Source organism: Endozoicomonas sp. SCSIO W0465 (assembly GCF_023716865.1).
Classification (GTDB): Bacteria; Pseudomonadota; Gammaproteobacteria; order Pseudomonadales; family Endozoicomonadaceae; genus Endozoicomonas.
In genome coordinates this window covers 5407290-5434220 of the sequence record NZ_CP092417.1, presented here as the reverse complement: position 1 = coordinate 5434220, position 26931 = coordinate 5407290, and the positions used below count along the sequence as shown (strand labels likewise).

18 protein-coding genes and 3 tRNA genes are annotated in these 26931 nt (G+C 49.7%); 12 read left to right on the top strand and 9 right to left on the bottom strand.

What is annotated here, in order from left to right:
* Positions 1–136: 136 nt before the first annotated feature.
* The 6 genes from MJO57_RS24170 to hemA form a co-directional block, all read right to left on the bottom strand.
* The gene (locus MJO57_RS24170) at positions 137–1702 is read right to left on the bottom strand and encodes a 2-isopropylmalate synthase (RefSeq protein WP_252019346.1); all 1566 of its coding nucleotides are present in this window, start codon (positions 1700–1702) and stop codon (positions 137–139) included.
* A gap of 439 nt (positions 1703–2141) precedes the next feature.
* On the bottom strand, positions 2142–3164 hold the full coding sequence (gene hemH / locus MJO57_RS24165) for a ferrochelatase (protein ID WP_252019345.1): 1023 nt from the start codon (positions 3162–3164) through the stop codon (positions 2142–2144).
* Between the two features lie 199 nt (positions 3165–3363).
* A complete protein-coding gene (nhaA, locus tag MJO57_RS24160) occupies positions 3364–4539 on the bottom strand; it encodes a Na+/H+ antiporter NhaA (protein WP_252019343.1) in 1176 nt (391 codons plus the stop codon).
* Positions 4540–4751: 212 nt separating this feature from the next.
* Positions 4752–5627: a peptide chain release factor N(5)-glutamine methyltransferase gene (gene prmC, locus MJO57_RS24155; protein WP_252019341.1), complete on the bottom strand. Its 876-nt coding sequence runs from the start codon at positions 5625–5627 to the stop codon at positions 4752–4754.
* A gap of 3 nt (positions 5628–5630) precedes the next feature.
* Entirely contained in the window at positions 5631–6716 is a 1086-nt protein-coding gene (gene prfA, locus MJO57_RS24150; RefSeq protein ID WP_252019339.1) for a peptide chain release factor 1, read from the bottom strand.
* A gap of 44 nt (positions 6717–6760) precedes the next feature.
* Entirely contained in the window at positions 6761–8092 is a 1332-nt protein-coding gene (gene hemA / locus MJO57_RS24145; protein WP_371924679.1) for a glutamyl-tRNA reductase, read from the bottom strand.
* 436 nt (positions 8093–8528) lie between these two features.
* Here hemA and MJO57_RS24140 point away from each other — a divergent pair, with 436 nt between their 5' ends.
* Both MJO57_RS24140 and lolB read left to right on the top strand, forming a co-directional pair.
* On the top strand, positions 8529–10358 hold the full coding sequence (locus MJO57_RS24140; RefSeq protein ID WP_252019338.1) for a tetratricopeptide repeat protein: 1830 nt from the start codon (positions 8529–8531) through the stop codon (positions 10356–10358).
* A gap of 95 nt (positions 10359–10453) precedes the next feature.
* Complete coding sequence (gene lolB / locus MJO57_RS24135) at positions 10454–11077, top strand: lipoprotein insertase outer membrane protein LolB (RefSeq protein ID WP_252019336.1); 624 nt, start codon at positions 10454–10456, stop codon at positions 11075–11077.
* 28 nt (positions 11078–11105) lie between these two features.
* On the opposite strand, the gene MJO57_RS24130 is transcribed toward lolB, so the two are convergent.
* The gene (locus tag MJO57_RS24130) at positions 11106–11435 is read right to left on the bottom strand and encodes a hypothetical protein (protein WP_252019334.1); all 330 of its coding nucleotides are present in this window, start codon (positions 11433–11435) and stop codon (positions 11106–11108) included.
* A gap of 183 nt (positions 11436–11618) precedes the next feature.
* On the opposite strand from MJO57_RS24130, the gene ispE reads away from it, so the two are divergent.
* The 5 genes from ispE to pth all read left to right on the top strand — a co-directional run bounded on the left by ispE (position 11619) and on the right by pth (position 15239).
* Positions 11619–12587: a 4-(cytidine 5'-diphospho)-2-C-methyl-D-erythritol kinase gene (gene ispE / locus MJO57_RS24125; protein WP_252019332.1), complete on the top strand. Its 969-nt coding sequence runs from the start codon at positions 11619–11621 to the stop codon at positions 12585–12587.
* A 95-nt stretch (positions 12588–12682) separates the two neighbouring features.
* Positions 12683–12757, top strand: a tRNA-Gln gene (locus MJO57_RS24120).
* A 145-nt stretch (positions 12758–12902) separates the two neighbouring features.
* Complete coding sequence (locus tag MJO57_RS24115; protein WP_252019330.1) at positions 12903–13844, top strand: ribose-phosphate pyrophosphokinase; 942 nt, start codon at positions 12903–12905, stop codon at positions 13842–13844.
* A gap of 147 nt (positions 13845–13991) precedes the next feature.
* Positions 13992–14603 carry a 50S ribosomal protein L25/general stress protein Ctc gene (locus tag MJO57_RS24110; RefSeq protein ID WP_252019328.1) on the top strand — a complete coding sequence of 204 codons (612 nt, stop codon included), beginning with the start codon at positions 13992–13994 and terminating at the stop codon, positions 14601–14603.
* Positions 14604–14624: 21 nt separating this feature from the next.
* The gene (pth, locus tag MJO57_RS24105; protein WP_252019327.1) at positions 14625–15239 is read left to right on the top strand and encodes an aminoacyl-tRNA hydrolase; all 615 of its coding nucleotides are present in this window, start codon (positions 14625–14627) and stop codon (positions 15237–15239) included.
* A gap of 20 nt (positions 15240–15259) precedes the next feature.
* Here the strand turns inward: pth and MJO57_RS24100 are convergent, their stop codons facing one another.
* Entirely contained in the window at positions 15260–16261 is a 1002-nt protein-coding gene (locus tag MJO57_RS24100; RefSeq protein ID WP_252019325.1) for a D-alanine--D-alanine ligase, read from the bottom strand.
* A gap of 344 nt (positions 16262–16605) precedes the next feature.
* Between MJO57_RS24100 and trpR the strand changes: the two genes are divergently transcribed.
* The 5 genes from trpR (at position 16606) to MJO57_RS24075 (ending at position 19903) form a co-directional block, all read left to right on the top strand.
* Complete coding sequence (trpR, locus tag MJO57_RS24095; RefSeq protein WP_252019323.1) at positions 16606–16878, top strand: trp operon repressor; 273 nt, start codon at positions 16606–16608, stop codon at positions 16876–16878.
* Positions 16879–16981: 103 nt separating this feature from the next.
* A complete protein-coding gene (locus MJO57_RS24090; protein WP_252019321.1) occupies positions 16982–18244 on the top strand; it encodes an amino acid permease in 1263 nt (420 codons plus the stop codon).
* Positions 18245–18390: 146 nt separating this feature from the next.
* Positions 18391–19482, top strand: coding sequence for a redox-regulated ATPase YchF (gene ychF / locus MJO57_RS24085; RefSeq protein ID WP_252019319.1), 1092 nt, complete (start codon positions 18391–18393; stop codon positions 19480–19482).
* A 168-nt stretch (positions 19483–19650) separates the two neighbouring features.
* Positions 19651–19727 (top strand) — tRNA-Met (locus MJO57_RS24080).
* 101 nt (positions 19728–19828) lie between these two features.
* Positions 19829–19903, top strand: a tRNA-Gln gene (locus tag MJO57_RS24075).
* Positions 19904–20024: 121 nt separating this feature from the next.
* On the opposite strand, the gene MJO57_RS24070 is transcribed toward MJO57_RS24075, so the two are convergent.
* Positions 20025–26894, bottom strand: a complete 6870-nt coding sequence (locus tag MJO57_RS24070) for an AAA family ATPase (protein ID WP_252019317.1) — start codon at positions 26892–26894, stop codon at positions 20025–20027.
* Positions 26895–26931: the final 37 nt, after the last annotated feature.

Genomic DNA, 26931 nt, shown 5'->3' with positions numbered 1-26931 from the left:
TCTCAATGGTTGCCGTTATTTGCGGTTGTTCTTCCCAGGGATGCTTTTCTCAAGGGCAGGATCGGGAAGGAAGAAGATTAAAACACCAATGGTATCACTGAAAGATTCGATTGGCATTTTAATCAAATCAAAATGATTAAACGGTTCCTCCTGTTTGTGGGTTGGCTTTGGTTACATTGGCTTCCAGCAGGTTAAGAGCGTGGATATAAGCCTTGGCGGAAGCAATGACGATATCCGTGTCAGCCCCCGAACCATTCACTATTTGCCCGTTCTTCTCAAGCCGGACAGAGGCTTTGCCCTGGGAGTCAGTGCCTGTTGTGATGGCGCTGACGTTATACAGTACCAGCATGGCCCGGGAGTTTACTGATTTTTCGATGGCTTTGAATATGGCGTCAACAGGACCATCACCGCAGCTGGAAACCATCTGTTGTTCACCGTTGATTTCCAGAGTGAGTGTTGCTTCCGGTGTTTCGCCAATTTTTGAACCGGCATTCAGGTCGATCAATTTATATTTCTCCACCAGATCGTTGCTGCTTCGGGCATCACTCACCAGTGCCTGCAGGTCATCGTCGTAGATTTCCGGTTTTTTGTCTGCCAGAACTTTAAAGCGCAGAAAAGCATCGTTCAGTTCGTCCTGGCTGCTGAATGATATGCCCAGTTCTTCCATTCGGGTTTTGAAGGCATTGCGGCCTGACAGTTTGCCAAGCACCAGTCGGTTGGTATTCCAGCCGACTTCTTCGGCACTCATGATTTCATAGGTTTCACGGTGCTTCAGCACACCGTCCTGATGTATTCCGGACTCGTGGGCAAAGGCGTTAGCACCCACAATGGCTTTGTTGGGTTGAACCGGGAAGCCAGTGATGGATGAAACCAGTCGTGAGGCCGGCACAATCTGAGTGGTGTTGATGCCGGTGGTGACCCCCAGACAGTCCGAGCGGGTTTTCATGGCCATGACGATCTCTTCGAGAGAAGCATTGCCCGCTCTTTCCCCTAACCCATTGATGGTGCATTCAACCTGACGTGCTCCGTTCACAACGGCAGACAGGGAGTTCGCTACTGCCAGACCAAGGTCGTTGTGGCAGTGCACGGAGAAAATGGCTTTATCAGCGTTTGGGATGCGTTCGATCAGGGTTTTGATGGTTTCTCCAAACTGATGTGGCAGGGCATAGCCAACGGTATCCGGAATGTTGATCGTTCTGGCACCTGCATCAATGGCAGCTTCAATAATACGGCACAAAAAGTCTATGTCTGAGCGGCCGGCGTCCTCACAGGAAAACTCAACATCATCAATCAGGCCTCTGGCCCGTTTTACGGCAAACACGGCCTGTTTGACTACATCGTCAGGGTTCATGCGCAGTTTATGTTGCATGTGGATGGGGGAGGTTGCAATAAACGTATGAATCCTGCCCCGTCTGGCGGGCTTCAAGGCTTCGGCGGCCCGGTCAATGTCTTTTTCCAGCGCCCTCGAGAGACTGCATACAGTGCTTTCGGTGATGTTGGCGGCGATGGCTTTGACCGCCTCAAAGTCCCCCGGGCTGGCCATGGCAAAACCGGCTTCAATAACATCTACCTGCAGCTTTTCCAGGGTTCTGGCTATGCGTAGCTTTTCATCACGGGTCATTGCTGCGCCGGGGCTTTGCTCTCCATCACGCAGGGTGGTATCAAAAATGATGACCTGATTCCCGACTTGGGTGCTGTTCATGATATATCCCTTGCCTTTGCTGCCCGAAAGGCAGATCAATTTTTATTGGTTATGCTGCTGTGATCGGTTCTGCGCGCACAGCATTCTGGTTCAGCAAAGCCGCAAACTGAGCATGCTGACTTACTGCCTGGCCATCAGGGCCGTGAATCGGGGAAGATAGTAATTAATATGCCCTAAGGCAGTAGTAGGAGTAGCAGGCGAGCGGGCGCAAAAAAAGTTTTGGGCAGGTGAATAAAACCTGCATCGTAAGCAGCTTTTATATCGTTATTTGTATCAAAGTAGGTACTTTGCCAGTTTATCACCCTGTTCATTGCGCCCTTCTCTTGGGGTGGTTGTGGTTACGTAAATCGGTCCGTAGTTGTACTATAAGGGCAGACTTTGCCGGGTACAAGACGGATTTGGAGAGATGGGCATGTTTAATGCCCATCCTTGCTGGTAATCAATAAGTCAGAGGGTGCTTCGTCCATTGCTGCACCAGATCTATCCAGGCGGGATGATCATTCAGGCAGGGGATCAGCTCCAGTGATTCGCCGCCGGCTTTAATAAATTCTTCTTTGGCATCCAGACCGATTTCTTCCAGTGTCTCCAGGCAGTCCGAAACAAAAGAGGGGCAAATGACCAGCACCTTTCGGATTCCCTGGTCAGCCAGTTGCTTTAAGACATCCAGCGTGTTGGGCTCCAGCCACTTGGCCTTTCCCAGTCGGGACTGGAAGCCAACACTGTATTTATCAATCGGAATACCGGCTTTTTCAATAAAGGCTTCCGTCGTCTGATATACCTGATGGCGATAGCAGGTTTTGTGGGCAATCGAGGTTTTCTGGCAACAGCTTTTGTCTTTCAGACAGTGATTGCCGGTAGGATCATCTTTCATAATGTGGCGCTCAGGCACGCCGTGGTAGCTGAACACCAGGTGATCAAAATCTTTTTCCAGCCAGGGTTTTGCACTTTCGACCAGTGCTTCAATGTAGCCATCGTGATCATAGAAAACCGGGTGGACGCGGAGCGGAATGGTGATGTCCATCTCTTGCATCAGGCTTTTGGTGCGTTCAACCACTGTTTTTACCGATGACATGGCGTAGTGCGGGTAGAGAGGAAACAGCAGGATCTCCTGAATGCCCGGTTGCTTTGCCAGGTTATCTAAAGCTTCTGCTATTTCGGGTTTCCCGTAACGCATAGCCAGCTCAATGGGTATGGCGGTTCGTTCTCTGAGCTTTTTCGTAAACGTTTCACTGTTGACAATCAGCGGAGAGCCCTGTTCAGTCCAGATTGAGCGATAGGCTTCAGCCGATCTTGCCGGACGGGAAGGTAAGATAAAAAGGCTGAGGATAAGCCTGCGAATGACCCATGGCAGGTCAATCACGTACTTGTCCATTAAAAACTCATTGAGATAGTTTCGAACATCTTCAACGGATGTGCTGTCCGGTGACCCCAGATTAACCAGCAAAACGCCTCTGTTTTCCATAGGCTATTGAGCTCTCTGTATAATTTGTCAGAAGTACCGCCAATTCCTTTGCATTGTTCGGTTTGGTTTGTATGGATGGAGTACTTCAGGATTGATAGGATGAAAGCGAGTTTAACAGCTTTGGGGAAACTTTGGAGAGAATGGTTTCATTTCTTGTTTGCTGAAGTTCTGGCCTCTCTCTGGAGGCCAGAAAAAATGATCAGGATGGTTTGCGTCCGGCCCAGTAAAGAACAGCAAAACCGAAGGAGGCAGAAAGTATCGAGCCAGTCAGTACACCGATACGATCTGAGATCAGGTAACTGGTGTTCACGTCTTCAAAGGCCAGTGAGCTGATAAACAGGCTCATGGTGAAACCAATGCCACAAAGTACAGAGAGACCATACATCTGGATCCAGTTGGCTCCTGTGGGCAGTTTGGCCAGCCCGGATTTAACAGCCAGCCAGCAGAAGCTGAATACGCCAATCTGTTTACCGAGGAAGAGGCCGGTCACAATCCCCAAGGGGATTGGGGTGAACAGGCTTCTGACCTGTTCGGCATTCAGTTCAAGTCCGGCGTTGGCAAAGGCAAAAATAGGCAAAATGACATAATGAACACTGCGGTGCAGGCTGTGTTGCAGGGCTTTCAGTGGTGAACGACCTCTTCGGTCAACAGCTTTCAACGGTATGGTAAACGCCAGAAGTACTCCAGCCAGCGTAGCATGAACGCCTGACTTTAATACGCAGATCCAGAGCAGTGTGCCCACAACCATATAAGGTCCGATCCGGGTAACTCCCCGGTAGTTGAAGAAAGCCAGGATTGCGAGTAAGACAGCGACAATGCCCATTGACACCAAGGATAGGTCTTCAGTGTAGAAAATGGCAATGATAATAATGGCGCCAAGATCATCAATGATGGCCAGTGCCAGGAGGAAGGTCATTAGTGATGCGGGTGCACGTTTGCCAAGTAAGGCAAGAATGCCTACGGCAAAGGCAATATCCGTTGCAGCGGGTATGGCCCAACCTTTTATGGCAATCGGGTCTGAGTAGTTAAAGGCTACATAGAAAAGTGCTGGTGCCAGCATTCCACCGATGGCTCCAATGCCCGGCAACATAACCTGGGCCGGGGTACTGAGATCTCCTGCAAGTACTTCCTGTTTGACTTCAAGGCCAATCAAAAGGAAGAAAACAGCCATCAGACCATCATTGATCCATAATAACAGTGGTTTATGGATATCCAGGGGGCCTACGGTAAAACGGATGGGGGTTGATAGCAGTAAGTCATAATACGCGGCAAAAAAAGTGTTGGCAGCAAGCATCGCCAGTGCCGCAGCGATAAAAAGCAGTACACCAATGGCGTAATCCTGCTGTAAAAAAGTATGAAATCGTCTGGCAAACATGTTTTCTCCAAGTGCCTTTAGCTAACCGCCAATAGCTCATCAATTACACCTATGCGCCCGTAAGAAAGTTATGCCTGTTACCGGTCGATAATTATACGTTGGCATGGCGGGCAAACAATGACATTCAGTTTATATCTACTGAATGTCGCTTGGTATTAGGGGCTATTACTTATGACGGCATTATGGAGTAAGCCTGTAATGGTGTTAGTATTTCAGGCATCAGGTTTGCGGGCAAGGGTCACGCGGTCATGACCGGCCAGATCGGTTTCTGTGCGAATTTGCGTGAAGCCTGCCCGGGAAAGGATGGTCCGGACGGGATGGCTTTGGTCATAACCGTGTTCTAACAGAATCCATCCCCCGGGTTTCAGACATTGAATTGATTGCCCGGCAATGTCACGGATATCGTCCAGTCCATCGATGCCAGAGGCCAGCGCTGAAAGGGGTTCGTAACGGAGGTCTCCTTCTTTCAGGTGCGGGTCATTGCTGCGAATGTAGGGAGGGTTGCTGACGATCATGTCCATTAAGCATTTCGTCAGTGGTGAACACCATGATCCCTCGATGAATACTGTGTTCCGGATACCATTGATAACGGCATTCTGTGCAGCAACAACAAGGGCGTCCGGGCTTTTATCGATGGCAGTGACTTGCCAGACGGGCCGTTCCTTTGCCAGGGCCAGGGCTATTGCGCCGGTGCCGGTTCCCAGGTCAGCCACTTTGGTTTTTGGCCCGGTGTTTTGATTATTGGTACTCCCCAGGTTGAGCGGCAGAGCAAGTGCCAGTTCAACCAGAAGCTCGGTGTCTGGCCTGGGGATCAGGGTAGCTTCGGTCACTTTCAGCTGAAGGTTCCAGAACTCGCGCTGTCCGGTCAGATAGGCTATGGGGTGTCCTGCTTTTCGTTGAGCAATGAGCTTCACAAACTGATCCATCTGCTCACTGGTCAGAAGGGCTTCAGGCCAGGTAAAAAAATAACTTCGTGGCTTGTCAAGCACATGTGCCAACAGTAGCTCTGCATCAAGCCGTGGGGTAGGGCTGACAGAAAGCATGCGGGATGCTTCTGCCAGAGCGGTGTCTAATCGGGCGCTGCTCATGACTTATTCGCCCGCCAGACTGGCCAAGAGCTCAGCCTGATGTTCCTGAAGTAAAGGATCAATCACTGGATCCAGTTCGCCTTCAACAATTTCTGGCAATTTATAGAGTGTAAGGTTTATGCGATGGTCAGTAACCCGCCCCTGTGGGTAGTTATAGGTGCGAATGCGCTCAGAGCGGTCACCACTGCCTACCAGGCTTTTCCGGGTGTCGCTGATCTCTTTTGCAGCAGCCGTATCCTGGGCATCCTGAAGTTTGGCGGCAAGCCAGGTCATGGCTTTGGCCTTATTTTTGTGCTGTGAGCGTTCATCCTGGCATTCAACCACAATGCCGGTTGGCAGGTGGGTGATTCGGATGGCTGAGTCGGTCGTGTTGACGTGCTGACCACCAGCGCCAGATGAGCGGTAGGTATCGATTCGCAGGTCTTCCTTACGGATCTCAATAGCCTGTTGTTCATCAGGCTCTGGCATCACAGCAACGGTACAGGCAGAGGTATGGATTCTTCCCTGGGATTCAGTCTCAGGAACCCGTTGTACGCGGTGAGCGCCCGACTCAAACTTCATTCGACCGTAGACGTCGCTGCCAATAACGCGAGTGATTATCTCTTTATACCCGCCATGCTCACCATCGCTTGCACTGATAACCTCAATGCGCCAGCCACGTTTTTCAGCGTACCTGGAGTACATTCTGAAAAGGTCGCCAGCAAAAATGGCGGCTTCATCACCGCCCGTTCCTGCACGAATTTCCAGGAAGGTGTTCAGGCCGTCCCGTGGGTCTTTGGGTAGCAGCAGAACTTCGAGGTTCTTTTCCATCTCTGGCAGCTGCTCTTCGCAACTGGCCAGTTCCTCACGGGCCAGATCCGCCATGTCCGGGTCACCTTCTGTCATCATGGCTTCGGCTTCGGCTTTGTCACTGAGTAACTGGTCATACACTTTGTAGGCTTTCACTACCGGTTCCAGCTCAGCATACTCCTGGGAGAGCTTGCGGAACTGATCCTGGTTGCCAATAACCCCCGGATCACTCAACAGTGCGGAAAGCTCTTCGAAGCGCTCACCAAGGTTTTCCAGCTTAACGAGAATGGACTCTTTCATGATGTCTGCAAAAGGTGTCTATATAGGATGGGTTCAGAATACCATCAGGCATCCTGAGTTGAATCGTTTTTACGGCTGGCGTTCAGGCCCAGAAGTTTCTCTGCCCACTCCAGCTTTTCCTGTTGCCCCTTTGCGGCAGCACTTTTCAGCTCTACGCTGGGGTGGTGCATCAATTTGTTGGTCAGGGAGCGGGCAAATTGCTGCAGTACTTCTTCCGGTCTGGCTCCTCTGGCCAGCCATTGCATCGCTTTTTCCAGTTCCAGATCTCTTATCGTCTCAGTGCTCTGGCGATAATTGCGTAACAGATTGACGGCATCGAGCGCACGCAGGCGTGTCATGAACTCAAAGGTATCGGCCTCAATCATGCGCTCTGCCTGTTGGGCAGCATCTCTTCGCTGTTGCAGATTGTCTTCAATAACACCCTGCAAGTCATCAACTGTGTAGAGAAAAACATCAGCCAGCTCACTTACTTCGGGTTCGATGTCTCGGGGAACCGCAATATCCACCATAAACATAGGTTTGTGTTTTCTCTGTTTCAACGCCTTTTCAACTGCTCCTTTTCCGAGAACCGGTACCGGGCTGGCAGTGGAACTGATAATAATATCGCTTTCATGCAGTATTTGGGGTAAGTCCGAGAGCAAGACGGGTTTTCCTCCAAACATATCCGTGAGGCACCGGGCTCGCTCCAGGGTGCGGTTGGCCACAATAATATTGGCAACGCCCTGCTGGCAAAGGTGTCTTGCTGTCAGTTCGATGGTTTCGCCGGCCCCGATCAGTAATGCCGTATTTTCGCTGAGATCGGAAAAAATCTGCTTTGCCAGTCGGGTGGCGGCATAAGCTACCGAAACTGGCTGCTGGTTAATGGCGGTTTCGGTTCTGATCTGCTTGGCAGTAGTAAAACTGTGCTGAAACAGGCGATTAAGCTTCGGGCCCGTGGTGTCGGCTTCCTGGGCACTGGCGTAGGCAGATTTTAGCTGCCCCAGAATCTGCGGTTCGCCAAGAATCATGGAATCAAGCCCGCAGGCAACCCGCATCAGGTGACGCACCGCCTGCTCATCATGAAAAAGGTAGCTGTGTTCTGTCAGCAGTTTGCAGTTGGTCTGATGGTAACGGGTTATCCAGTCAATCAGTTTGTTGTAGCAAAGTCTGGCTGCCTCAGCGCCGGAGTTGTGGATAGCACAGTAGATTTCAGTACGATTACAGGTAGACAGAATGGCAATTTCTTCAAGGCCGGTGTGGACCCTGGCATTTTGCAGTGCATCGGACAGCTGGTCAGCAGAAAAGGCAACCTGTTCCCTTAATGTAATTGGTGCTGTCCTGTGATTGATACCAGCGGTAATATACCCCATCAGACCTCTGTTGCTGTCATGGTTCACTGCTACTATAGATTGGCTGACATGTCACACCCGTATTATGAAGCATTCAATGCTCTATGGACGGGCGGTTATGTAGGCCAATGGTTAATTTGAACATGCTTCCAGAGGAGTATCCCTATTCAAGGTGGGTACGGCCTGATTTTTCCGTCCAAGTCTTCCTTCAAGAAAAACTCTTGATAGCTGGAGCGTTCTGCAAATTCTGCTTATGTATTTTTGGCTTATGACCATGCCCGATGCCTCAATCGCAGTGACCAGATTCATACTCAGGCCGCAATAGGGAGAGAGAATCTTGATGGGACTGCTGGATTGATGGGTGTTCCGGCCGATCAATTCTGCAATGGAAAGCGTGTAACTGTAAACTCTCTTCACGTGTTTTAACGGATATTTTGCACATCATCCAGAATTAACCAGAATCAGGGGAAAGGGCATACCATCCATGATTAGAATGATTGCCAGGGCTGAATATTTCATCACCGAAGCTGAGGTTTTCCGAAGGTGCAGTAAAGCGTTGGTTCTTTTTTTTGTTGTTTTTCTGGTGGGGTGTTCCAGTCAGACGGTTCGGCAGGTTGGCAGTGTTGCTACAACCCTATCGGATAGTCAGTCACAGCTCCAGGCTGACGATCCCGTTACGCCGTTTGAAGCGGAGACGCTTTATGACTTGCTGGTGGCAGAGGTTAGTGGTCAGCGTCAGCGTTATGACCTGGCGCTGGGTAATTATCTGAAGCAGGCTCATAAAACACGAGATATCGGTGTGGCTCAGAGGGCCTACCAGGTTGCTGTTTATGTAGGAGCAAGGCAGGCCGCACTGGATGCTTCATTATTATGGGTTGAGCTCCAGCCTGACAACCCGGATGCGCTGAATGGGGCTGCTCTTGAACTGGTGTATGCAGGCCAGTATGAGAGGGCCTTTGCTCAAATGAGCCAACAGCTTTCTCTGGGTGGCAGTCCAGCCTTTGACATACTCGCCAGTGCTGTTGGTAACGATCAGGGGAAGCATTCTGAAGGTGGTCGGCTTGATCTTGTTCGTCAGTTTGAAGCGTTGTCTCAGGCTTACCCGAATGAACGGGTGTTGAAGCTGGGGCAGGCCATTCTGCTGCAGCAGGTCGGTGAATTTGAATCAGCTCTTGCGCTTGCCAATGAGCTTCTGAAACAGGATCGCGGGTTTGTGTCTGCCATTATGGTAAAGGGTCGGGCTTTACATAAATTAAAGCGGGATGCTGAAGCCGAAGTTATGCTTTTTGAAGCCGTTCAGCGATACCCTGATAAAAACCGGCTTCGATTGTTGTATGGTAGGGTTCTGGTTCATGCCGGTAAACTTGATCAGGCAAGGAAGCAGTTTGAAGTTCTGCTTGAGAGGGCACCCGGTGAGAGTGATGTCGTACTGTCTCTGGGGCTGATTACCTTGGAAAATGGTCTGGAGCAGGAAGCCGGGCAGTACTTTGAACAGCTACTGACGCTTGGTGAACGGGACAATACAGCTCATTATTATCTTGGACGATTGAGTGAGAAACAGCAGAAATACGCTTCTGCCAAAGAGCACTATCTTTCTGTAGGGCCCGGAAAGGAGTTTATGGCTGCTCAGGTTGCTCTGACCGGGATGTTGGTTGAACAAGATAAACTAAAAGAGGCATTGACCTATCTGGGTGAGGCAAGAAACCGTCACCCTGCACGGATGGAATCGCTTTTCCTTCTGGAGGGTGAGCTTCTGGTTAACGATGGACAACTGGATAAAGCGCTGACATTGTTTGAGCGGGCGCTGAAAACAAACCCTGAATCAGTAAACCTTCTCTATTCAAGGGCAATGGTTTATGAAAAACTGAATAATCTGGAGGGCATGGAGCAGGACCTGCGTTCAATCCTGGAGTTTGAGCCTGACAATGCTGCTGCATTGAATGCCCTGGGGTACACCCTGGCGGATCGAACCGATCGCTTTAAGGAGGCTGAAGCGCTTATTTTACAGGCCTATGAGTTGGACAGCGAAGACCCGGCCATTCTGGACAGTATGGGGTGGGTGCAGTTTCGCCTCGGGAACTTTGATCAGGCAGAGAAATATTTGAGAATGGCTTACCGTCAGTTTCCTGATGCTGAGATTGCTGCCCATCTGGGCGAGGTGCTATGGGCAAGAGGTGAGCAAGATGCTGCCAGGTTGTTGTGGGCGGAAGCGTTGCAGAAAAGCCCTGATAGTCAGATCCTGAAAGATACCATGGATCGGCTTACCGGTGCTGAGCCTGAGAGTCAGGCAGAAACTGTCAGTTCAGCTCCGTGATTTTTTTCAAAAAGTAAATGTTGCGTCTTCAGTGGTTATGTTCATGACCACGGTGACGAGATGTCTACGCATAAAACGGCTTGGTGTGTACGGGAATGGGTGTTGATAAATACTTTTCTGGTTTAAGAATTTTACTGGTTCTCTCTTTTTTAATCCTTTCCGGCTGTGCATCCCGAACGGTTGACTCTGGGAGTCAAGTCAGTGATGAAGAGAAAGAACAGCGCTGGCAGCGACATCAGGAGCGTCTGGGGCAGATTAAGTCCTGGGAGATGACAGGACGCCTTAATATGAGGGTTCCCGGGCAATCAGGCACTATGTCGCTTGATTGGCGACAGCGTGGGGATGAATACATGCTGTTCCTGGATGGTCCCTTGGGTGTGTCGGTTGCCAGTGTTTCAGGAAATCGTCAGGGTGTGTCAGTAACTGCATCCGATGAAACCCGTTATGGACCGTCCCCTGAAATGCTGCTTTATTCCCTGACCGGGTGGCAGTTCCCAGTCAGTAATCTAAGGTACTGGATCAGGGGGCTTCCGGCTCCGGGCAGCAATGCTCTGATTCAACTGAATAATCTGGGTTACCCTGAAAAAATTGAACAACAGGGTTGGATGGTTGTTTATCAGAAGTATGGGCTGGGCAGCAGTCAGCGTTTACCTGCTCAACTTATTGTTAGTCGTGGTAACGTTCAATTAAGTCTGGTAATTAATAACTGGCAGCTTTAACGGTCTGCCAGTCAAACGTGATTTTCGGTCAGCTTATTTCCCATATACCCTCCGGGTAGTCTTGAGAAATGGTTATAAGTCTGTCTAATACTCTATTAACGGTATCATGGTAACTTCCCCATCCATTTTCTGGATTCAGAGCCTCCATTGCACTTTTGTTTTCAACCATGTAGTTACGGATCTCCAATAGCACCTTTACTGCGCGCTCTCCTGCCATGCCTTCGATAACGTGTATTCCTTGACCAGGTTTTGCAGCATAAAACATGGGTGCTACGTTATAGGTACAATTTACCCACGTTTGTTCGCCGTATCCTTTCATTTGAAAGTCATAAGACATAGTTTCAATTCTCTTTTGCATGATTTGTGGGTTTGGATGATTCAGTGGTAGCGACCAGACTTTTTGATCAGATTCCCGGTGTTAAGTTCAAAGTCTGAAGTTTTTTTATCAGGGATTTCCGTTATGATGCTGTATTGCGCTTTTTGAACCATTATGATGAATGATGACGGTTTTTTTTAATAAAGTGTTCTGGGAGTCTTCTGGATGCTGACAGAACTGGTGTTGCCAGCCCCGGCCAAGTTGAACCTGTTTCTGCATATCACAGGTCGTCGGCCTGATGGCTATCATAACCTGCAAACGCTTTTTCAGTTTCTGGATTTTGGTGATCAGCTGACTATGGCCAACAGCGATGCGGGTATTGAGCTGGTTACCAATCTTGAAGGGGTGGAGCCAGAAGAAAATCTGATTGTTAAGGCTGCGCGTCTTCTTCAGCAGGAGACTGGTTGTCAGCAGGGTGCAAAGATTTTTCTCGATAAACAGCTTCCCATAGGGGGAGGGCTTGGTGGTGGTAGTTCCAATGCGGCGACCACGTTGTTGGGGCTCAATGCCTTATGGGGATTGAATCTTACTATTGATCATCTGGCGGCACTCGGTTTAAGGCTGGGTGCTGATGTTCCGGTTTTTGTCCGTGGACACAGCGCTTTTGCCGAAGGAGTTGGTGAAATTCTCACTCCTGTCGAGCTTCGGGAATCGTGGTTCCTTGTCGTGGTTCCGAATGCACAGGTTAATACCGCCACGATGTACGGACACAGCGATTTGACAAGAGATTCATTGCCGATTAGAGTGCGCGACGTTCTTGATCGAGAGGGTGTTGCTCTTGATCAGGCTCCCGATAACAATCAGGAGCATCTACGAAAGCAACAGTGGCGAAATGATTTCGAACCTCTGGTCCGTTCACTGTACCCCGAGGTTGATAAAACGCTCTCTCTGTTGGATAATCTCGCAGATTCGAGCATCGGGCGAGCCATGATGAGTGGTTCCGGGGCATCAATATTTGCCCGGTTTGCCAGTCGTGAACAGGCGTTAACGGCACAGGCTGAACTGACTCTGGGTGTCACACGTACCAAGAGTACAGATGATACATCAAGGCTACGCAGTTTCGTGGCACGTGGCGTTAATCGTTCGCCTTTGCATACAGACTTGCAGCTGGCAGATGTTATGTATGGCGCTTGATTCAGCTGTTGATTGCTCGTTATTGCTTAAGATTGCTTTGATGTTAACTACGATAAATCGGCCTGGATTGTGCACGGATTGATAAAGAGATTTACTGGGGTGTCGCCAAGCGGTAAGGCATCAGGTTTTGATCCTGACATGCGGGGGTTCGAATCCCTCCACCCCAGCCAGAATGCTGTCCGTGTGCCCCGTTGTACCGAAAATCGTTTCCTATCGTCTATTGATGTTGATTATTTAGACGATGTTCTGTCTGAACCCTCTCTTGTTACTCGATTTTTTCCACCTACGCCCAGTATCCAAGCAAGGTAGTTTCCCGTGTCGAAAATGATGGTGTTTGCCGGCAGCTCAAATCCGGATTTGGTTCACAAAGTTGTCAATCACCTGCATATCCCACTTGGCAAGGCTTACGTTGGCCGTTTCAGTGATGGCGAGTGCGCTGTAGAAATTCAGGAAAATGTCCGTGGCCGGGATGTGTTCATTATTCAGTCAACCTGTGCGCCAACCAATGATAACCTGATGGAACTGCTGGTGATGGCAGATGCCATGCGCCGCTCTTCTGCGGTTCGAGTAACGGCCGTGCTGCCTTATTTTGGTTATGCCCGCCAGGATCGTCGGCCTCGTTCCAGCCGTGTACCGATCAGTGCCAAAGTGGTTGCGGATATGATTGCTGGTGTGGGCGTGGACCGGGTCTTGACGGTTGATCTGCATGCAGACCAGATTCAGGGCTTCTTCGATATTCCTGTGGATAACGTCTACGGCTCGCCCATTCTTCTGGACGATATTGAGCGTCGCGATTACAGCGATGTGATGGTGGTGTCACCAGACCATGGTGGTGTGGTTCGTGCCCGTGCAGTGGCCAAGCGTCTGAACTCTGATCTGGCTATTATTGACAAGCGTCGTCCAGAGGCCAACAAGAGTGAAGTGATGAATATCATAGGTGACGTTTCCGGACGCACCTGTATCCTTGTTGATGATATGGTGGATACTGCCGGTACCCTGTGTCAGGCGGCTGCGGCCCTGAAAGAGAAAGGTGCACAAGCTGTTTATGCATATTGTACTCATCCAATTCTCTCTGGCCGGGCCCTGGAAAATGTAGCTAACTCTCAGCTGGATGAGCTGGTGGTAACTAATACCATCCCGCTTAGCCCTGCAGCTCAGGCTCTGGATAAAATTCGTCAGTTGGATATGTCCCCTCTACTGGCAGAATCTGTGCGCAGAATCAGTAACGCTGAGTCCATCAGTGCGATGTTTCAGTAAATACCCGGTCTGGTGCGGGAAACATATTTTGCTTTTTTATGCTATGCCGGTATGATATCGCACCTTTGAATCCCCCCTTGTGGGGTTTTGTTAGAAAACCTGTTTCTGCCTGGTCGCAAGGTGGTGGCAGGTATATTGGAGATAATCATGTCTGAAGCAATCGTTTTAAACGCAACAGCACGTAAGGATATCGGGAAAGGTGCGAGCCGCCGCCTCCGTCGTGCTGATCTGGTTCCTGGTATCATCTACGGTGGTGAGGCTGAGCCTGTACAGATCACTCTGGAAGGTAAGGTTATTCGTAAGGCTCTGGAAGTTGAAGCTTTTTACTCTCAGGTTCTGACGCTGGTTGTTGATGGTGCCAGGCAGCAGGCTATCCTGAAGGATCTTCAGCGTCATCCTGCTAAAGAGTTCGCCATGCATCTGGACTTCCTGCGTGTTGATGCAGACCATGAGATTACCACGAATGCGCCTCTGCACTTCATTAATGAAGACGAGTGTGTCGGCGTGAAAGCTGGTGGTGCGATCGTACACAACCGTGTAGATCTTGAAATCAAGTGTCTGCCGGGCGACCTGCCAGAGTTCATCGAAGTTGACATGGCCAAGGTTGAAGTGGGTGGCCACGTTCACCTGAGCGATCTGACCATTCCGGCAGGCGTTGAAGTTATCGCTCACGGTCAGGATCTCGATATTGCCAGTGTGCAGGCTACTCGTGGTGGTTCTGAAGAATCCGAAGCGGCTGAAGAAGCTGGCGAAGCATAACCATCGGGAGGCTGAGGCATTATGGTAAAAACTTCGGAACTCTTATCCTCAACAGAGTCAATTCGACTGGTCGTGGGGCTGGGAAATCCCGGAGCACAGTATGAAGATACCCGTCATAATGCCGGCTTCTGGTACGTTGAGCAGTTAGCAAGAAGTCACGGTGTGGTCTTGCAGCCAGAAACGAAGTTTTCTGGCATGACTGCCCGTGTACAAATAGGCGGACAGGACGTTCGCCTGCTTAATCCTACCACTTTTATGAATCGAAGTGGTCAGGCCGTTGGTGCCATGGCAACTTTCTTCAAAATCCCCCCGGAATCTATCCTTGTTGTTCACGACGAACTTGATTTGCCTGCCGGCGTTGGTCGTTTGAAGCAGGGTGGTGGTCATGGTGGCCATAATGGTCTCCGGGATATTATTTCTTCCCTTGGAAACAATCGTGAGTTTTTGCGGCTTCGTCTTGGCATCGGCCATCCCGGAAACAGCAAGGATGTGGTGAACTATGTGTTGACTAAACCATCGGTTGCAGAGCGGCAAAAGATTGATGCTGTCATTGATGAATCCATCCGGGTAACACCTGAAGCTCTGCATGGCAAACGATCCAAAGCAGTTCAGGAATTGCATACTTTCTCTGCCTGAGGTTTGTCTCTGGTGTCTGCCTACTGAAGGGGAACATTCAACTCAGGGGTTGGCCAGTAATCATTTTTATTTAACGTTTTCTCCTTTCTAAGCATGGCGTTGTCGATTAATCGGCATATCAGTTCTTCAAATTCTATTCCGGCATGTCTTGCTCCATCGGGAAACAAACTGGTCGGTGTCATTCCGGGAAGGTTGTTGATTTCGGAAAAGATCGGCTCTCCACTCGCCGGGACGATGAAATCCGACCGGCTGATATCCCTGCAGCGAACGAGTTGATGCGCCTGCAGAGCGATCTCCTGAACTCTTCTTCTCTGATAATCCGTAATGCGGGCGGGAATAATGTGTTCACTCAAGCCCGGTGTGTAGCGGTGGGTATAGTCGTACCAGGCATTGTCAGGCGTAATAATTTCTGTGGTAGAAAGAACTTGTGTGGTATCCAGCTCAAGTACGCCGGCAGTGACTTCTTTGCCATGAATAAATGTCTCCACCAGTAGTCGCTCATCTTTCTCAAAGCCGCTTCTGAGGCACTCTGTCAGCTCTTCCTCACCCTGGGCAAATTGAATGCCGATCCCGGACCCTTGAGCAACAGGCTTGATAATGACCTTTTCCCCGAGAGTATCAATACATTGACTGACAGACCGGTTTAATGGGTCTCTATGGGACATGACACAATCTTTTGCCATGGGGATACCCGCAGCCTGCAATATACGCTTGGTGGTGACTTTGTCCAGAGCACAGGCACTTCCCAAGACTGTTGACCCAACATAAGGGATGCCCATTATCTCAAGTAGCCCCTGCAGGCAACCATCCTCTCCCATTGGGCCGTGGGCAACGGGAAAAACAACATCGACCTGATGGAAGGTCAGGTTGGCGGGCAGCATTTCATCCAGTTCAAGGGTTACTACTTTCTTATAGTTTTTCGCCAGGGGTGAGCTGATGCGACCCGCTGAAAGTCGTGAGACACTGGCTTCCGGGGAGGGGCCTCCGCAAATTATTCCCACAGTTATGCTTCTGTCTGGCATCTGGTGACCCCTGAGCTTAAGAATACAGTTCATCAAATGTAGTTGTTTTTGTTGCACTTCATATTGTTAATTAATATTCGGAGGTTGCCCAACGATAAAATCCATTGACCAGAATGATACCCAGTCCAGCTTTTACTTAAAAAAACGGCAACCGCTGGTGTCGTGTTGATAACTCCATTTTCGACCCTGTGGCATTTTTGCGGGTGTCCGTCCGTTTGGTTCAGCCAGAATCAGAATTTATGATTATTTCAGTTGTTGTTTTTAGTATTTTCCGTAATATCTGTGGCTTCTGTACTTTTGTACTGTTGAATCAGTACAGATGGCTGAGATAAGTTGAACAAGGTATGAAGACTGAGTCCTGGTTTCAGGTAATCAAACTGCTGAAGGGACAGCAGGATTTGGAAGCGCTCTATGAGGTTATGAGGGTGTTACTGACTCAAGAAGAGCGGGATGCCATTGGCTCAAGATTGGCCATTATGCGGGCCCTGCTTTCGGGAGAAGAGTCTCAACGGGAGATAGCTGCGCGGATCGGGGTGAGTATCGCTAAAGTAACCCGAGGTTCAAATTATCTGAAAAGGCTGTCTGCTACTGAAATAGCCATGATTGAACAGATTTAAATAATTAGTGTCTAAACAGATAAAACTGAGCTGAATAAGGCCCTGATTTCATAAAGGTCCTGAGTTCAATAAGTATATAGTTCCAATAGCAGTAGGATTATGAATGTCTGAAGCAGTTATAACGGAAAGTTCTGCGGGCTCTACCGGGAAGCAGGGTTCGGTTCTTGGAGGAACGGTGATCGTAGCCGGTACTGCGATTGGTGCCGGAATGTTTTCACTGCCGGTGGCCACCAGCGGTCTCTGGTTTGGTTACTCAATGCTGCTGATGGTCTTTACCTGGTATTGCATGTACAGTGCATCACTCTATCTACTGGAAGCCAATCTGCGCTTTCCTCTGGGGGCGAGTTTTGATTCCATTGCCGAGGGCACCATTGGTTCTTTTGGTCGTGTTGTCAACGGTGCTTCGGTTGCCTTTCTCTGTTACATCCTGACTTATGCCTACATCTCGGGAGGCAGTTCCATCATTACGTACTCTCTGGAGGCCGTAGATGGTGTCTCTCTCTCCCCGCCGATGGCCAGCTTTGTTTTTGCCCTGGTGCTTGCGGCTATCGTAATAAGCGGAACCCGTGCCGTTGACCGGGTCAGTACGGTGCTGGTTGGCGGAATGGTGATTGCTTTTCTGTGGAGTATCAGTGGCTTGCTGGGTAATGCGTCATCTGACTATCTGATGCCGGGCCTCTCGTTTGCCGAAGTGTTTCCTTTCTCTTTTGGATCATTGGGCTTTCTGACGGTCAGTTTTGGTATGCAGACCGCTGTGCCCAGTATCACCCGCTATCTCAATAAAGATGGAAGGCAGGTAAGGTTTGCTCTTTTGGCGGGCTCGTTGCTGGCCCTGGCGTTTTATGCCATGTGGCAGCTCAGTTTCTTTGGCAACCTGCCTCGTGAAACGTTTCCGACCATTATTGCTGCCGGAGGCAATATTGGCGATATGCTGGGCGCACTTTCCGAGTCTGGCCTTAATGTGAATATTTCGAATGTATTGCAGTGGTTTGCCAATATGGCGGTGGCTAGCTCATTCCTTGGCGTTGCCCTGTGTCTGTTTGATTACATCGCGGACCTGTTTGGTTTCGATAACAGCTTTTTGGGCCGCATAAAAACAGGTGCGATCACGTTTATTCCTCCAACCCTGTTGGGTGTGTTCCTGCCCAATGGTTTTATTACTGCCATTGGCTTTGCCGGGCTGGTGCTGGTTATTTTCTGCATTCTCTCTCCGGTGGCGATGGCCTGGGTTGGTCGTCAGCGAGGTGAGGGTGGCTACCAGGTGCCGGGCGGGATCCTGAGAATGATACTGATCTTCCTTTTTGGTATTGCGGCCATGGTGCTGGCGGGTCTTGATTTGATGGGGGCTCTGCCAAAGTTTGGCTGATTCTTCTTTTATTTAATTCGATCGAATGCCCGGGAAGTATTTTTCCGGGCGTTTTTTTATCAGTCGACATAAAATTTCTGAAATTTTTTCCCTCAGTCTTTATAATTCTGCCCCATTAACTATCTTCAGGAGCGAGCAGAAGCGCTATGGGTTTCAAATGTGGCATCGTTGGATTGCCAAACGTTGGTAAATCAACGCTATTTAATGCCTTAACCAAGGCGGGTATTGATGCAGAGAACTTCCCGTTCTGTACCATTGAGCCCAATGCCGGTGTTGTTGCCATGCCAGATCCCCGTCTGGATAAGCTGGCGGCAATCGTTAAACCTCAGCGAGTGTTGCCGACCACCATGGAGTTTGTGGATATCGCTGGTCTTGTGGAGGGGGCATCCAAAGGAGAAGGTCTGGGTAACAAGTTTCTGGCAAATATCCGCGAAACCGATGCGATTGCTCATGTGGTTCGCTGCTTTGCCAATGACAATGTCATTCATGTGGCTAACAAGATTGATCCCCGTGCTGATATTGAAATCATCAATATGGAGCTGGTGCTGGCGGATCTTGAAAGCTGTGAAAAGCAGCTTCAGCGCGTTGCCCGTTCTGCCAAGGGTGGCGATAAGGATTCATTCGCCCAGAAGGGATTGCTGGAAAAAATCATCCCGCACCTGGAGGCTGGTAATCCGGTTCGCTCTCTGGATATGAGTGATGATGAACGCAAGCTTGTTCGTTTGTTCCACCTGCTGACCATCAAACCCACCATGTACATTGCCAATGTTGATGAAGATGGTTTTGAGGATAACGAATACCTGAATACCGTTCGGGGAATTGCTGCTCAGGAAGGCGCTGTGGTGGTTCCGATCTGTAATAAACTGGAATCTGAAATTGCCGAACTGGATGATGACGAGCGCGCAGAGTTTCTGGCCGACCTGGGAATGGATGAGCCGGGTCTGGATCGCGTTATCCGTGCTGGTTATGACCTGCTTGGTCTGCAAACCTACTTTACCGCAGGGATGAAAGAGGTCAGGGCCTGGACGGTGAAAGTAGGTGCAACTGCACCGCAGGCTGCCGGTGTTATTCATACTGACTTCGAACGTGGTTTTATTCGTGCGGAAGTCACTGGCTATGATGATTTCATCAAATACCATGGTGAGCAGGGCGCTAAAGAAGCGGGCCGTCTGCGTGTAGAAGGCAAGGCATATATTGTCAAGGATGGTGACGTTATGCACTTCCTGTTTAATGTTTGAACCCGGCTGAAAAAAACGTCAGAGTAAGGCATGCTGAAGCGTGCCTCATTTTTATTGCGCTCCTGATTCGAGTATTTTCCTGTCGTCGTATTAAGAAACTGCTTTGCTTATAGGATATTTGCTTGACAGGTTCGGGTGAAATCACTAAAGTGCGCAACATCTTTCGGCGGCTAGGTAGCTCAGTTGGTTAGAGCACAGCACTCATAATGCTGGGGTCGGCAGTTCGAATCTGCCCCTAGCTACCATGTAATCTTTTCTGCAAGATACAGGTGGTTGCTAAAACGAGTTGTCGTATAGTAGCATCGGAAGGGTTTTACGGCGCAGCGTTAATCGTTCGTCTCTCTGCTGGGGTGTCGCCAAGCGGTAAGGCATCAGGTTTTGATCCTGACATGCGGGGGTTCGAATCCCTCCACCCCAGCCATTTATCATTATCCTTTTTTTAAGTGGAAATGGTAAAAGTCCCCTCAATATATTTGCTTGTTCAAATAACGTTCATGTTATTTTCGTGATTTTTTTTCATCTCATTGGTCGCAAGTTAACATTCAATTGACAATGAGTGCAAGAAACTCATCCAGAAGTAAGAGTATGTCTTTGCTTTGAAGAACAACCGCTGATGGCTGATTGAAATAATCTAATATTCTTGTGGGTGGAAGTTCTAAATAATAATGGGTTATAGGCGTATTTCTTTCTGTTCTTTTGCTCAAATGAAAATGATTTGTTGGTTTTTTTGTCTCTGAACAGTGGCTATATTGATAAGTAAGCCAAATTGGTTCTCTCAGATCGCTCATCTGATGAGCTGCCAACCAGTGAAAAAATAGTGATGCGATTTTGTTATCCAGTTCAAAAAAGGAAGGGGATGCATTAAGAATCTTGTTGATTTCATGTTTGATGTCAGATTTTTTTATTTGGTTTATTTTATTAAAAACATCTTCTTTTAATAAAGAACTGCAGTCAAATATAATAGGCTTGTTGTATACTGATTTTGATATATTTAAAAAAGCCGGTTCTCCAATTGCCAGCTTTTCGGGTAAAAGTTTGCTGTTTTCTGCAGGCTGATAATGCAGTTTTTGATGGATGCCTGTTTCTGCTAGTTGTAACATTGGAGAACTGCTTTTCGGGATCGTTTGCATACTTTCGGTGAATAAGGTAGACATTGTTAAGAAATATCTTCTTCTATTATCTGATATTAAATCAAGATTTTTCATTTTTAGGGGGAAAGAATTATACATCAATTCCAATCTGTTCTTTAGTTGACAAGAGTTCATTCTTTTTGAATAAAATTGCAGTATTGATAATAGATAATACTTCAAATACGTAGGAGATAGATCGTAAATGTCACATAACCATAATAGATAGGGCGTATCGACTTCTTTTTTCAATAATAACTCAAGGAGTTCGCCTTCATTTCTTATCTCAAAGTCGCGCTTTGGATCAGTATTACTAGCAATCATTTTCGCGCTTTTTCCTATAATCTCTTTCCATTTATCTTTTTCTTCTCCGTACAGGAGAAATAATTGTGGCGATATAAGCAGTGCCCAGTATATTGGCAAGTAATCAAATCTGGACCGATCACTCTCTGGCATATTGAGAAAAGCTGAATAATCATTTTTAAGTTCCTGCAAGTCGTCTTCTGAAACCTCAACCTTTTTCCTCAATTTTTCGTTCAGTATTTCCAGCTTTTCGCTAATCCCCCGGTATTGTTGATCTAATGAGTCAAAGCCAGACTCACTATGAAGGAGTGCCAGTCTTTCAATGGGTGATCTAAGCGCAGAATTGCCTGTTTGACGATAATCGCCCCAATCCGGCTCTGTGATGTCTGCGCTAGATTGCCCACCACCGCCGAGCTGGTATTGTCGCCAGGTATGGCCACCGTCAGGACTGATCTCAACAAAACTGTGGGAGACATTCGATACCTGCCGGGCAGGAATCCCCCAATAGTGGCAGAGCATCTGGAAGATTACTGCTTTTTCCATGCATGCGCCTTGTTTCTCAATGAGCATGGTCAGCAACAGTTCTTCACCTTTTTCAGTGATAAATGTATCGTCAGAAAAGCTATCCAGCCAGTCCATCAGGTTACTTAGCCGTGCCGGGATATCGTCGATCGCATTGATGTCTTGTAGCTCCTGATAAGCTTCACAATTATCGGTTTCGGGATAAAAAATACGATCTCCGAGCAGTTTGCCGATCTGCTGACTGCACAGGTGTTCCTGTAACAGCATCGGCTCTCCCGGTTCAAGTTGGGCAAAATAGCCTTGGTCCGGGGCAATAATAAAATCAATCGTTACCGGCAATCCCGGGGTTCCATGGCTTTTAACTAACAGTTGCCCCGTATTTTCACTTCGGGCCAGTTGGAAATTGGCAACTGGCTCCCCTGTTGGCAGTGATATCCGGATAGCCCGCAGCTGGTCCGAAGGGGTCAGGGCGGGTAACGGTTGCCACTGATCATTCAGGGTCAGCTCAATTTTGCCGGGCAGTTCGTCTTCCCTAAGGTCGGCCCGCCAGGGGATACCATCCTTAACGATTGTTATGAGCGGGTTATTGTGCCAGTCAATGGGATAGTTGCGTAACTGTCCGTCGTCGTCGAGACGAGTCTCTAAAAACGCTAACCGGTATTGTCGAGCGTCATACGGGTGTTTTGGGAAATGGCGGGTAATCTGAAAATATTGTGGAGCGATATTTCCAAAACTAAACAGCGATGTTTCACCTTTATGCTGCACATCATTAACGGACCTTCCCGCTGGGTTGTTATGACCTTTTTTGCTGCTGTGTATCTTACTCTTGAGCACTGTTTTAACTGTGGCAATCACCTCCTGATCAGTGACATTCGGTGTGACCGTGATTTCTCGTTCATCAGAGTGGGCTGTATTACCGAATTTCACCGTAATAGGGGCTGGCAGTCCGGGCACACTATTGGCTATGCGCTCAACATGCAGTCGGTGTTGCTCCTCATTGTCCCTTTGTTCAAGGGCAGTTGTCGTATCCTGTAGCTCCGGCAGTGGAGTCGCCAGTGCACGAAATGACAGTGAGAGGTATTGTTGAAAGGCCCTTTGCCATTGCTCCGGGCACTGCTCCGGAGATTGCCTGGCCAGATAATTCGCGGTGCCGAACAGGTCATCCAGTGCCAGCTGAACGGGACTGTTCTGCTCATCCAGTGCGTTGGCCAGTTGGTGGAAGTGGCCCGATAGCCATTGCGGCAACCCTTCCGGCATTCCTGACATGCGCTGAATCAGCCCTTCCAGCGCCTGCTGCGATAAGGCCCCCAGTCTGACCTGGGTGCAGCGGCTCTTGAGCGCCGGGCTCAGGGCTTCCCGCCCCTCAAAAGAGCCCGGATTGACGGTGGCAAAGAGCCGGAATCCAGGGGCCGCATGGCCGGTTAATACATCGTTGAATAGCCCTTCCAGATAGCTGCTGGGGATCAGGTTCAGCTCGCTGATGGCGATCAGCTGGCCTTTGCTCATGGCCTGGTTGACGCTGTCCACCAGGGCAGACCACTGGTTCGGGTTGGCATTGATGTGGATGAACGGTGTGACGGACTGATGTTGCCGGAATTGCTGCTTTTGCCACCGCCGGATGGTCCTGTCCAGAATAAAGTCTTTACCCCAGCCTGCAGGCCCTTCCACCAACGTGGCGGTGCGTCCTTTGTCATCCTTGTCGAGACTTTGCCAGTAGCGGTAGACCAGCTGCCGGACAGGCTCCGGAGAAAAGTCAGCATCAGGGTTCTCTGCCTGCAACTGTTGCAGGAATTGGGCAAAGGTCTGGTCGGCTCCGGCCACCACCGATAAATCTTCCGGGTACTGTCCCTGATACCAGAGATTAAGGGATGTCAGGCGCTGTTGGTAAGCACCGGTAACGGCACCGGCCAGGCTGTCCATAAACGCACGCCGGATCAGGGCATTCACCTGTGCTTCCGGTATATCGGTTGACGCAGCCGGATAATATTTAACAATCTGGCGAACCGTCGCCAGCACATCCCTGATATCCCTCGGGGTGACCAGATCCCCCGGCACCAGCACCTTAAAGTGGTTGAACAGGGTTAACAGGCGGTGACAGGCCTGTTGCTTGCTGGCATCTGACCACTGGCCAGGCAGACCGGGTAAGATAATGGCCCTTGCCAGCACGGATTCGGGCAGGGGATGGTAGAAAAAGGTGGGCATCCGGGATCTGAGGGTGGTATCCAGCCGTCGCCCCTGGTAATGGTCGGGATTGCCGGTGAGAATAATCCGGTGTTTCTCTGTTAACCGATATTCCCGGCCCTGATAGTGGATGACCGGCGGTGTCCTGGTCAAACCGGCGAGGGGAGCCAGCAAGCCGTCAGGTGCCAGGTTAGCCTCATCCAGCACCAGCAGGGGCGGATTCCTGGACAATGCCCACTGCAGGAGCGGCCCTTCGCAAAACGCCGTGTGATGATCGGTCTGGTTGTCCGTTTGTTGACTGACCAGCTGCGTTCCGCCAAACAGTTCCTCTGAGGTCCGGTTGGGGCCCAGCTGGATGACCTGGCAACCGGGATAACCGCCCTTGACTGCAATGGCCTCGGCCATATGGGACTTTCCTGCCCCGGCTTCCCCTTGCAGAAAGACCATAGGGTGCTCCTGTACCCGGTTGGCCAGATACTCCAGGCGACGCTCCTGCCTGGACTGGGTATGACGTTGGTTCAAGAGCAAGGCGTTGGGCAGGTCCTCGCAGTGGGGCGGCAATTCATTATTCTCAAATAGTGAAATCAGCAGGTTGTTGACTTGCTGCCATTTCTGCTGATCGGTCTGATCCGTCACCAGCACAGCGTTTATTGCGGTCTCCACTGACGCCAGGGTGGCACTGACAACGGTTCCGCACGTGAGTAATTTTTTATTGGCGATCAGGGCATCCCTCAGGGTTGAGCGTACCACGCCATCAAAAAACGATCGTGTTCTGACGGTATTCAGATTGACGGTTAATTGCCGTGCCAGTGAGAACCAGTGTGACCAGTCCGCCGAGCCAACGATATAAGTTGCCAACGCCTTAACCGAGTCGTTATTAATCTCGTCAAATTGTTTAATGGCTCGGTGTACCCCGGGCGGGCAGTGTCGTGCCAGCGTCCAGAAATCCGCTTTGATCTGCTCAAGTTTGGGTTCAGGATGCCTGGCCAACCACTGTTGCAAGGCCGACCGGTTTGCCCGGTCGTCGGCGGGTTGATCCGGATAATACCGGGCGATTTTTGCCTTGATAAAACTGTAAACCGCCGGATCGCCCCGGTACGCTTTGGCCAGCAGAACGTGCAACGCTTTGCGCTGGTGGCAGGGCATTAGCCGGATACTGCCGTCCAGCCGGCGTTCTGCCTCGGCCTGTTGCTCAAACTGCTGGCAAAAAGCCGCCGAACTCCAGGGTGGCACTGCCGGATAGGTTCTTTGATAAGATCGTGGCAGTGATTTCAGCAGCGAATAGACCGGGTTTTCCGGCGGTTGTTCTGGATGTGGTCCTGGATGTTGTTCTGGATGTTGTTTTGGATGATGTTGTGGATTGCAAATCTGATCGATCAGCGCCGAGCCTGTGCTTTGCCCCTGTGGGGGTCTGATGAACGTTACGCTGGCCTTTGGCAGTTCCACTTTGAGCCCGTGAATAAACAGGTAGGGGTTGGGCAATAACAGGGTTTCCAGGTTTGCCGACAACCTTGGGTTGTGTTCCAGGCCACTGAGAATAAGCGGTGTGCCATTCACCAGCGCTTGCATCAGCGGCGCGTCGGTTAATGAAAACGTCATGTTGTTCTGACTGGTCAGATTGACCTGTTGCAAAAGCTCTATGGTATCTGTCGGGCTGATTTCATAGCACAAAACAGTGCCTGGAATGGCATTTACACATTGCTGATAACCATCATCTGCGAATTGCCAACGCCTACCTTCTGACGGCAGTAAGACATCGGTTGTCAGTACTCGGTTTTTACGATTAGCGGTTGGCTCTAATTTTGCCCGTTTCTGTGGTGTCGGATCAGTATCTGAGCTATCAATCAATGGCCTTTTTTGAGGTTGAACTGTTTTTCCACTGTTAGCGGAAAGAGAGCCATTAGCGGAAAGAGAGCCGTTAGCGGAAAGAGAGCCGTTAGCGGAAAGAGAGCCGTTAGCCACGCTGGTAAACAGTAACGGGCGTTGCCCATCCGGCAACTGCTGCAGTTCAGTCAGTAGCCATAACCACTGTTTTTCATCCAGCTCTGAGGTAATCACCAGTTGATTACTGCCTTTGAGCAGATTGGCCAGCATATTTGCAGGGACCACCGAAGTGCCTTCAACCCTGATACGATGCTTGAGACTGTCGATGGAGTGTGCATTAATGCAAGCAAATGGCCTTTCAGGACGGAAGGCTTCACATTCCCTGATGGTCTGCTTTTTCCAGGCATTGAGTTCCGTTTCAGTAATTTCCTCTCTGGAGAAACTTATCTGGGTTGGCAAACTGACCCATTGCCGGTTGGCTTCAAACCCGCCCTTTCGCAGAGCCGTAGCCAGCGCTTCTTGAAAACCCGGATTTTTCCACGGCGCATTTTTAAAGACCAGATGGGTGTCATCCTCCAGCCGGGCCAATGCACCTTCAGAAAAAAACAGCTGACCCTGTTCATCCAGGCCGATACTGCCAAACAGGCATGGATACCAGTCGCCGGTCGTGGCGAAATCAATGGTAACCACGGTTTTATTCTCCACAACGGACGCTGTGGTATGTTGAGCCAGCAACGTCTCATCCATGACGGAGTCAGCGACATGATCGGTTTTTGCAACCCGCTTCTCGGGCATTTGCCCTAATCGGCGCCACAGATCGGGGTTGGCGGCCTGGCTACCCTTCAGCATCCCGTCATTAACCAGAAATACCCGCCTGACCTGATCCCCCAGCGGTTTATCATTGCATTGTGGATGGACCTGGAGAATATCGTTAAAGCTGGCGATGTCACCGGGGGACATGGTGGTCAAATCAAAGACCAGGGTAATCGGCTGGTCAGCAAAAAGGCGTCCTTTTGCTTGATGCAACTGGCCGTTTTCTAACCAGAATTGCCTGATAAGGCCATGTTTTTCAAGATCGTCCAGTGAACGGATACAATATATTGAGGGCTGTTCAAGGGCTAATTGATCAATAATCTGCTGTTTGGCTAGAGGGTCATTGGCAAAATAGAACTCTCCGGAGCTTTTGCTTTGATGATCTGAGGTTTTGCTTGTTGAGTCGACTGGAGAGCGTTCGAAATCAGTAGAGAAGGTGGCTTTTGAAGCAATTGGTGATCTTTCGATCAAGGCAACATCTGGAGTCTGTTTTGATTCAGGCAGCTGTTTGTCGAGGGCGGCTTGTGTTGCCGTCCGGCTCAGGTAATTCCGTTTTCCCCCATCAGTAGCAGTGGTGAATTCAGGTTGCTGGGAGTCAGTTGTTTGCTGATTATTGTTATCAATCCTTGTCATTTTACTCATTCCTTAGAGACTGTATGAAAATTACTGAACATTCACT

What these genes read in the sequence shown, in the direction of transcription:
- nhaA (WP_252019343.1), bottom strand. Translation starts at nt 4,539, where the DNA reads ATGTTTGCCAGACGATTTCATACTTTTTTACAGCAGGATTACGCCATT.
- trpR (WP_252019323.1), top strand. Translation starts at nt 16,606, where the DNA reads ATGAAGACTGAGTCCTGGTTTCAGGTAATCAAACTGCTGAAGGGACAG.
- MJO57_RS24090 (WP_252019321.1), top strand. Translation starts at nt 16,982, where the DNA reads ATGTCTGAAGCAGTTATAACGGAAAGTTCTGCGGGCTCTACCGGGAAG.
- prfA (WP_252019339.1), bottom strand. Translation starts at nt 6,716, where the DNA reads ATGAAAGAGTCCATTCTCGTTAAGCTGGAAAACCTTGGTGAGCGCTTC.
- pth (WP_252019327.1), top strand. Translation starts at nt 14,625, where the DNA reads ATGGTAAAAACTTCGGAACTCTTATCCTCAACAGAGTCAATTCGACTG.
- lolB (WP_252019336.1), top strand. Translation starts at nt 10,454, where the DNA reads ATGGGTGTTGATAAATACTTTTCTGGTTTAAGAATTTTACTGGTTCTC.
- MJO57_RS24140 (WP_252019338.1), top strand. Translation starts at nt 8,529, where the DNA reads ATGATTAGAATGATTGCCAGGGCTGAATATTTCATCACCGAAGCTGAG.
- MJO57_RS24110 (WP_252019328.1), top strand. Translation starts at nt 13,992, where the DNA reads ATGTCTGAAGCAATCGTTTTAAACGCAACAGCACGTAAGGATATCGGG.
- MJO57_RS24170 (WP_252019346.1), bottom strand. Translation starts at nt 1,702, where the DNA reads ATGAACAGCACCCAAGTCGGGAATCAGGTCATCATTTTTGATACCACC.
- ispE (WP_252019332.1), top strand. Translation starts at nt 11,619, where the DNA reads ATGCTGACAGAACTGGTGTTGCCAGCCCCGGCCAAGTTGAACCTGTTT.
- hemH (WP_252019345.1), bottom strand. Translation starts at nt 3,164, where the DNA reads ATGGAAAACAGAGGCGTTTTGCTGGTTAATCTGGGGTCACCGGACAGC.
- MJO57_RS24100 (WP_252019325.1), bottom strand. Translation starts at nt 16,261, where the DNA reads ATGCCAGACAGAAGCATAACTGTGGGAATAATTTGCGGAGGCCCCTCC.
- ychF (WP_252019319.1), top strand. Translation starts at nt 18,391, where the DNA reads ATGGGTTTCAAATGTGGCATCGTTGGATTGCCAAACGTTGGTAAATCA.
- prmC (WP_252019341.1), bottom strand. Translation starts at nt 5,627, where the DNA reads ATGAGCAGCGCCCGATTAGACACCGCTCTGGCAGAAGCATCCCGCATG.
- MJO57_RS24070 (WP_252019317.1), bottom strand. Translation starts at nt 26,894, where the DNA reads ATGAGTAAAATGACAAGGATTGATAACAATAATCAGCAAACAACTGAC.
- MJO57_RS24130 (WP_252019334.1), bottom strand. Translation starts at nt 11,435, where the DNA reads ATGCAAAAGAGAATTGAAACTATGTCTTATGACTTTCAAATGAAAGGA.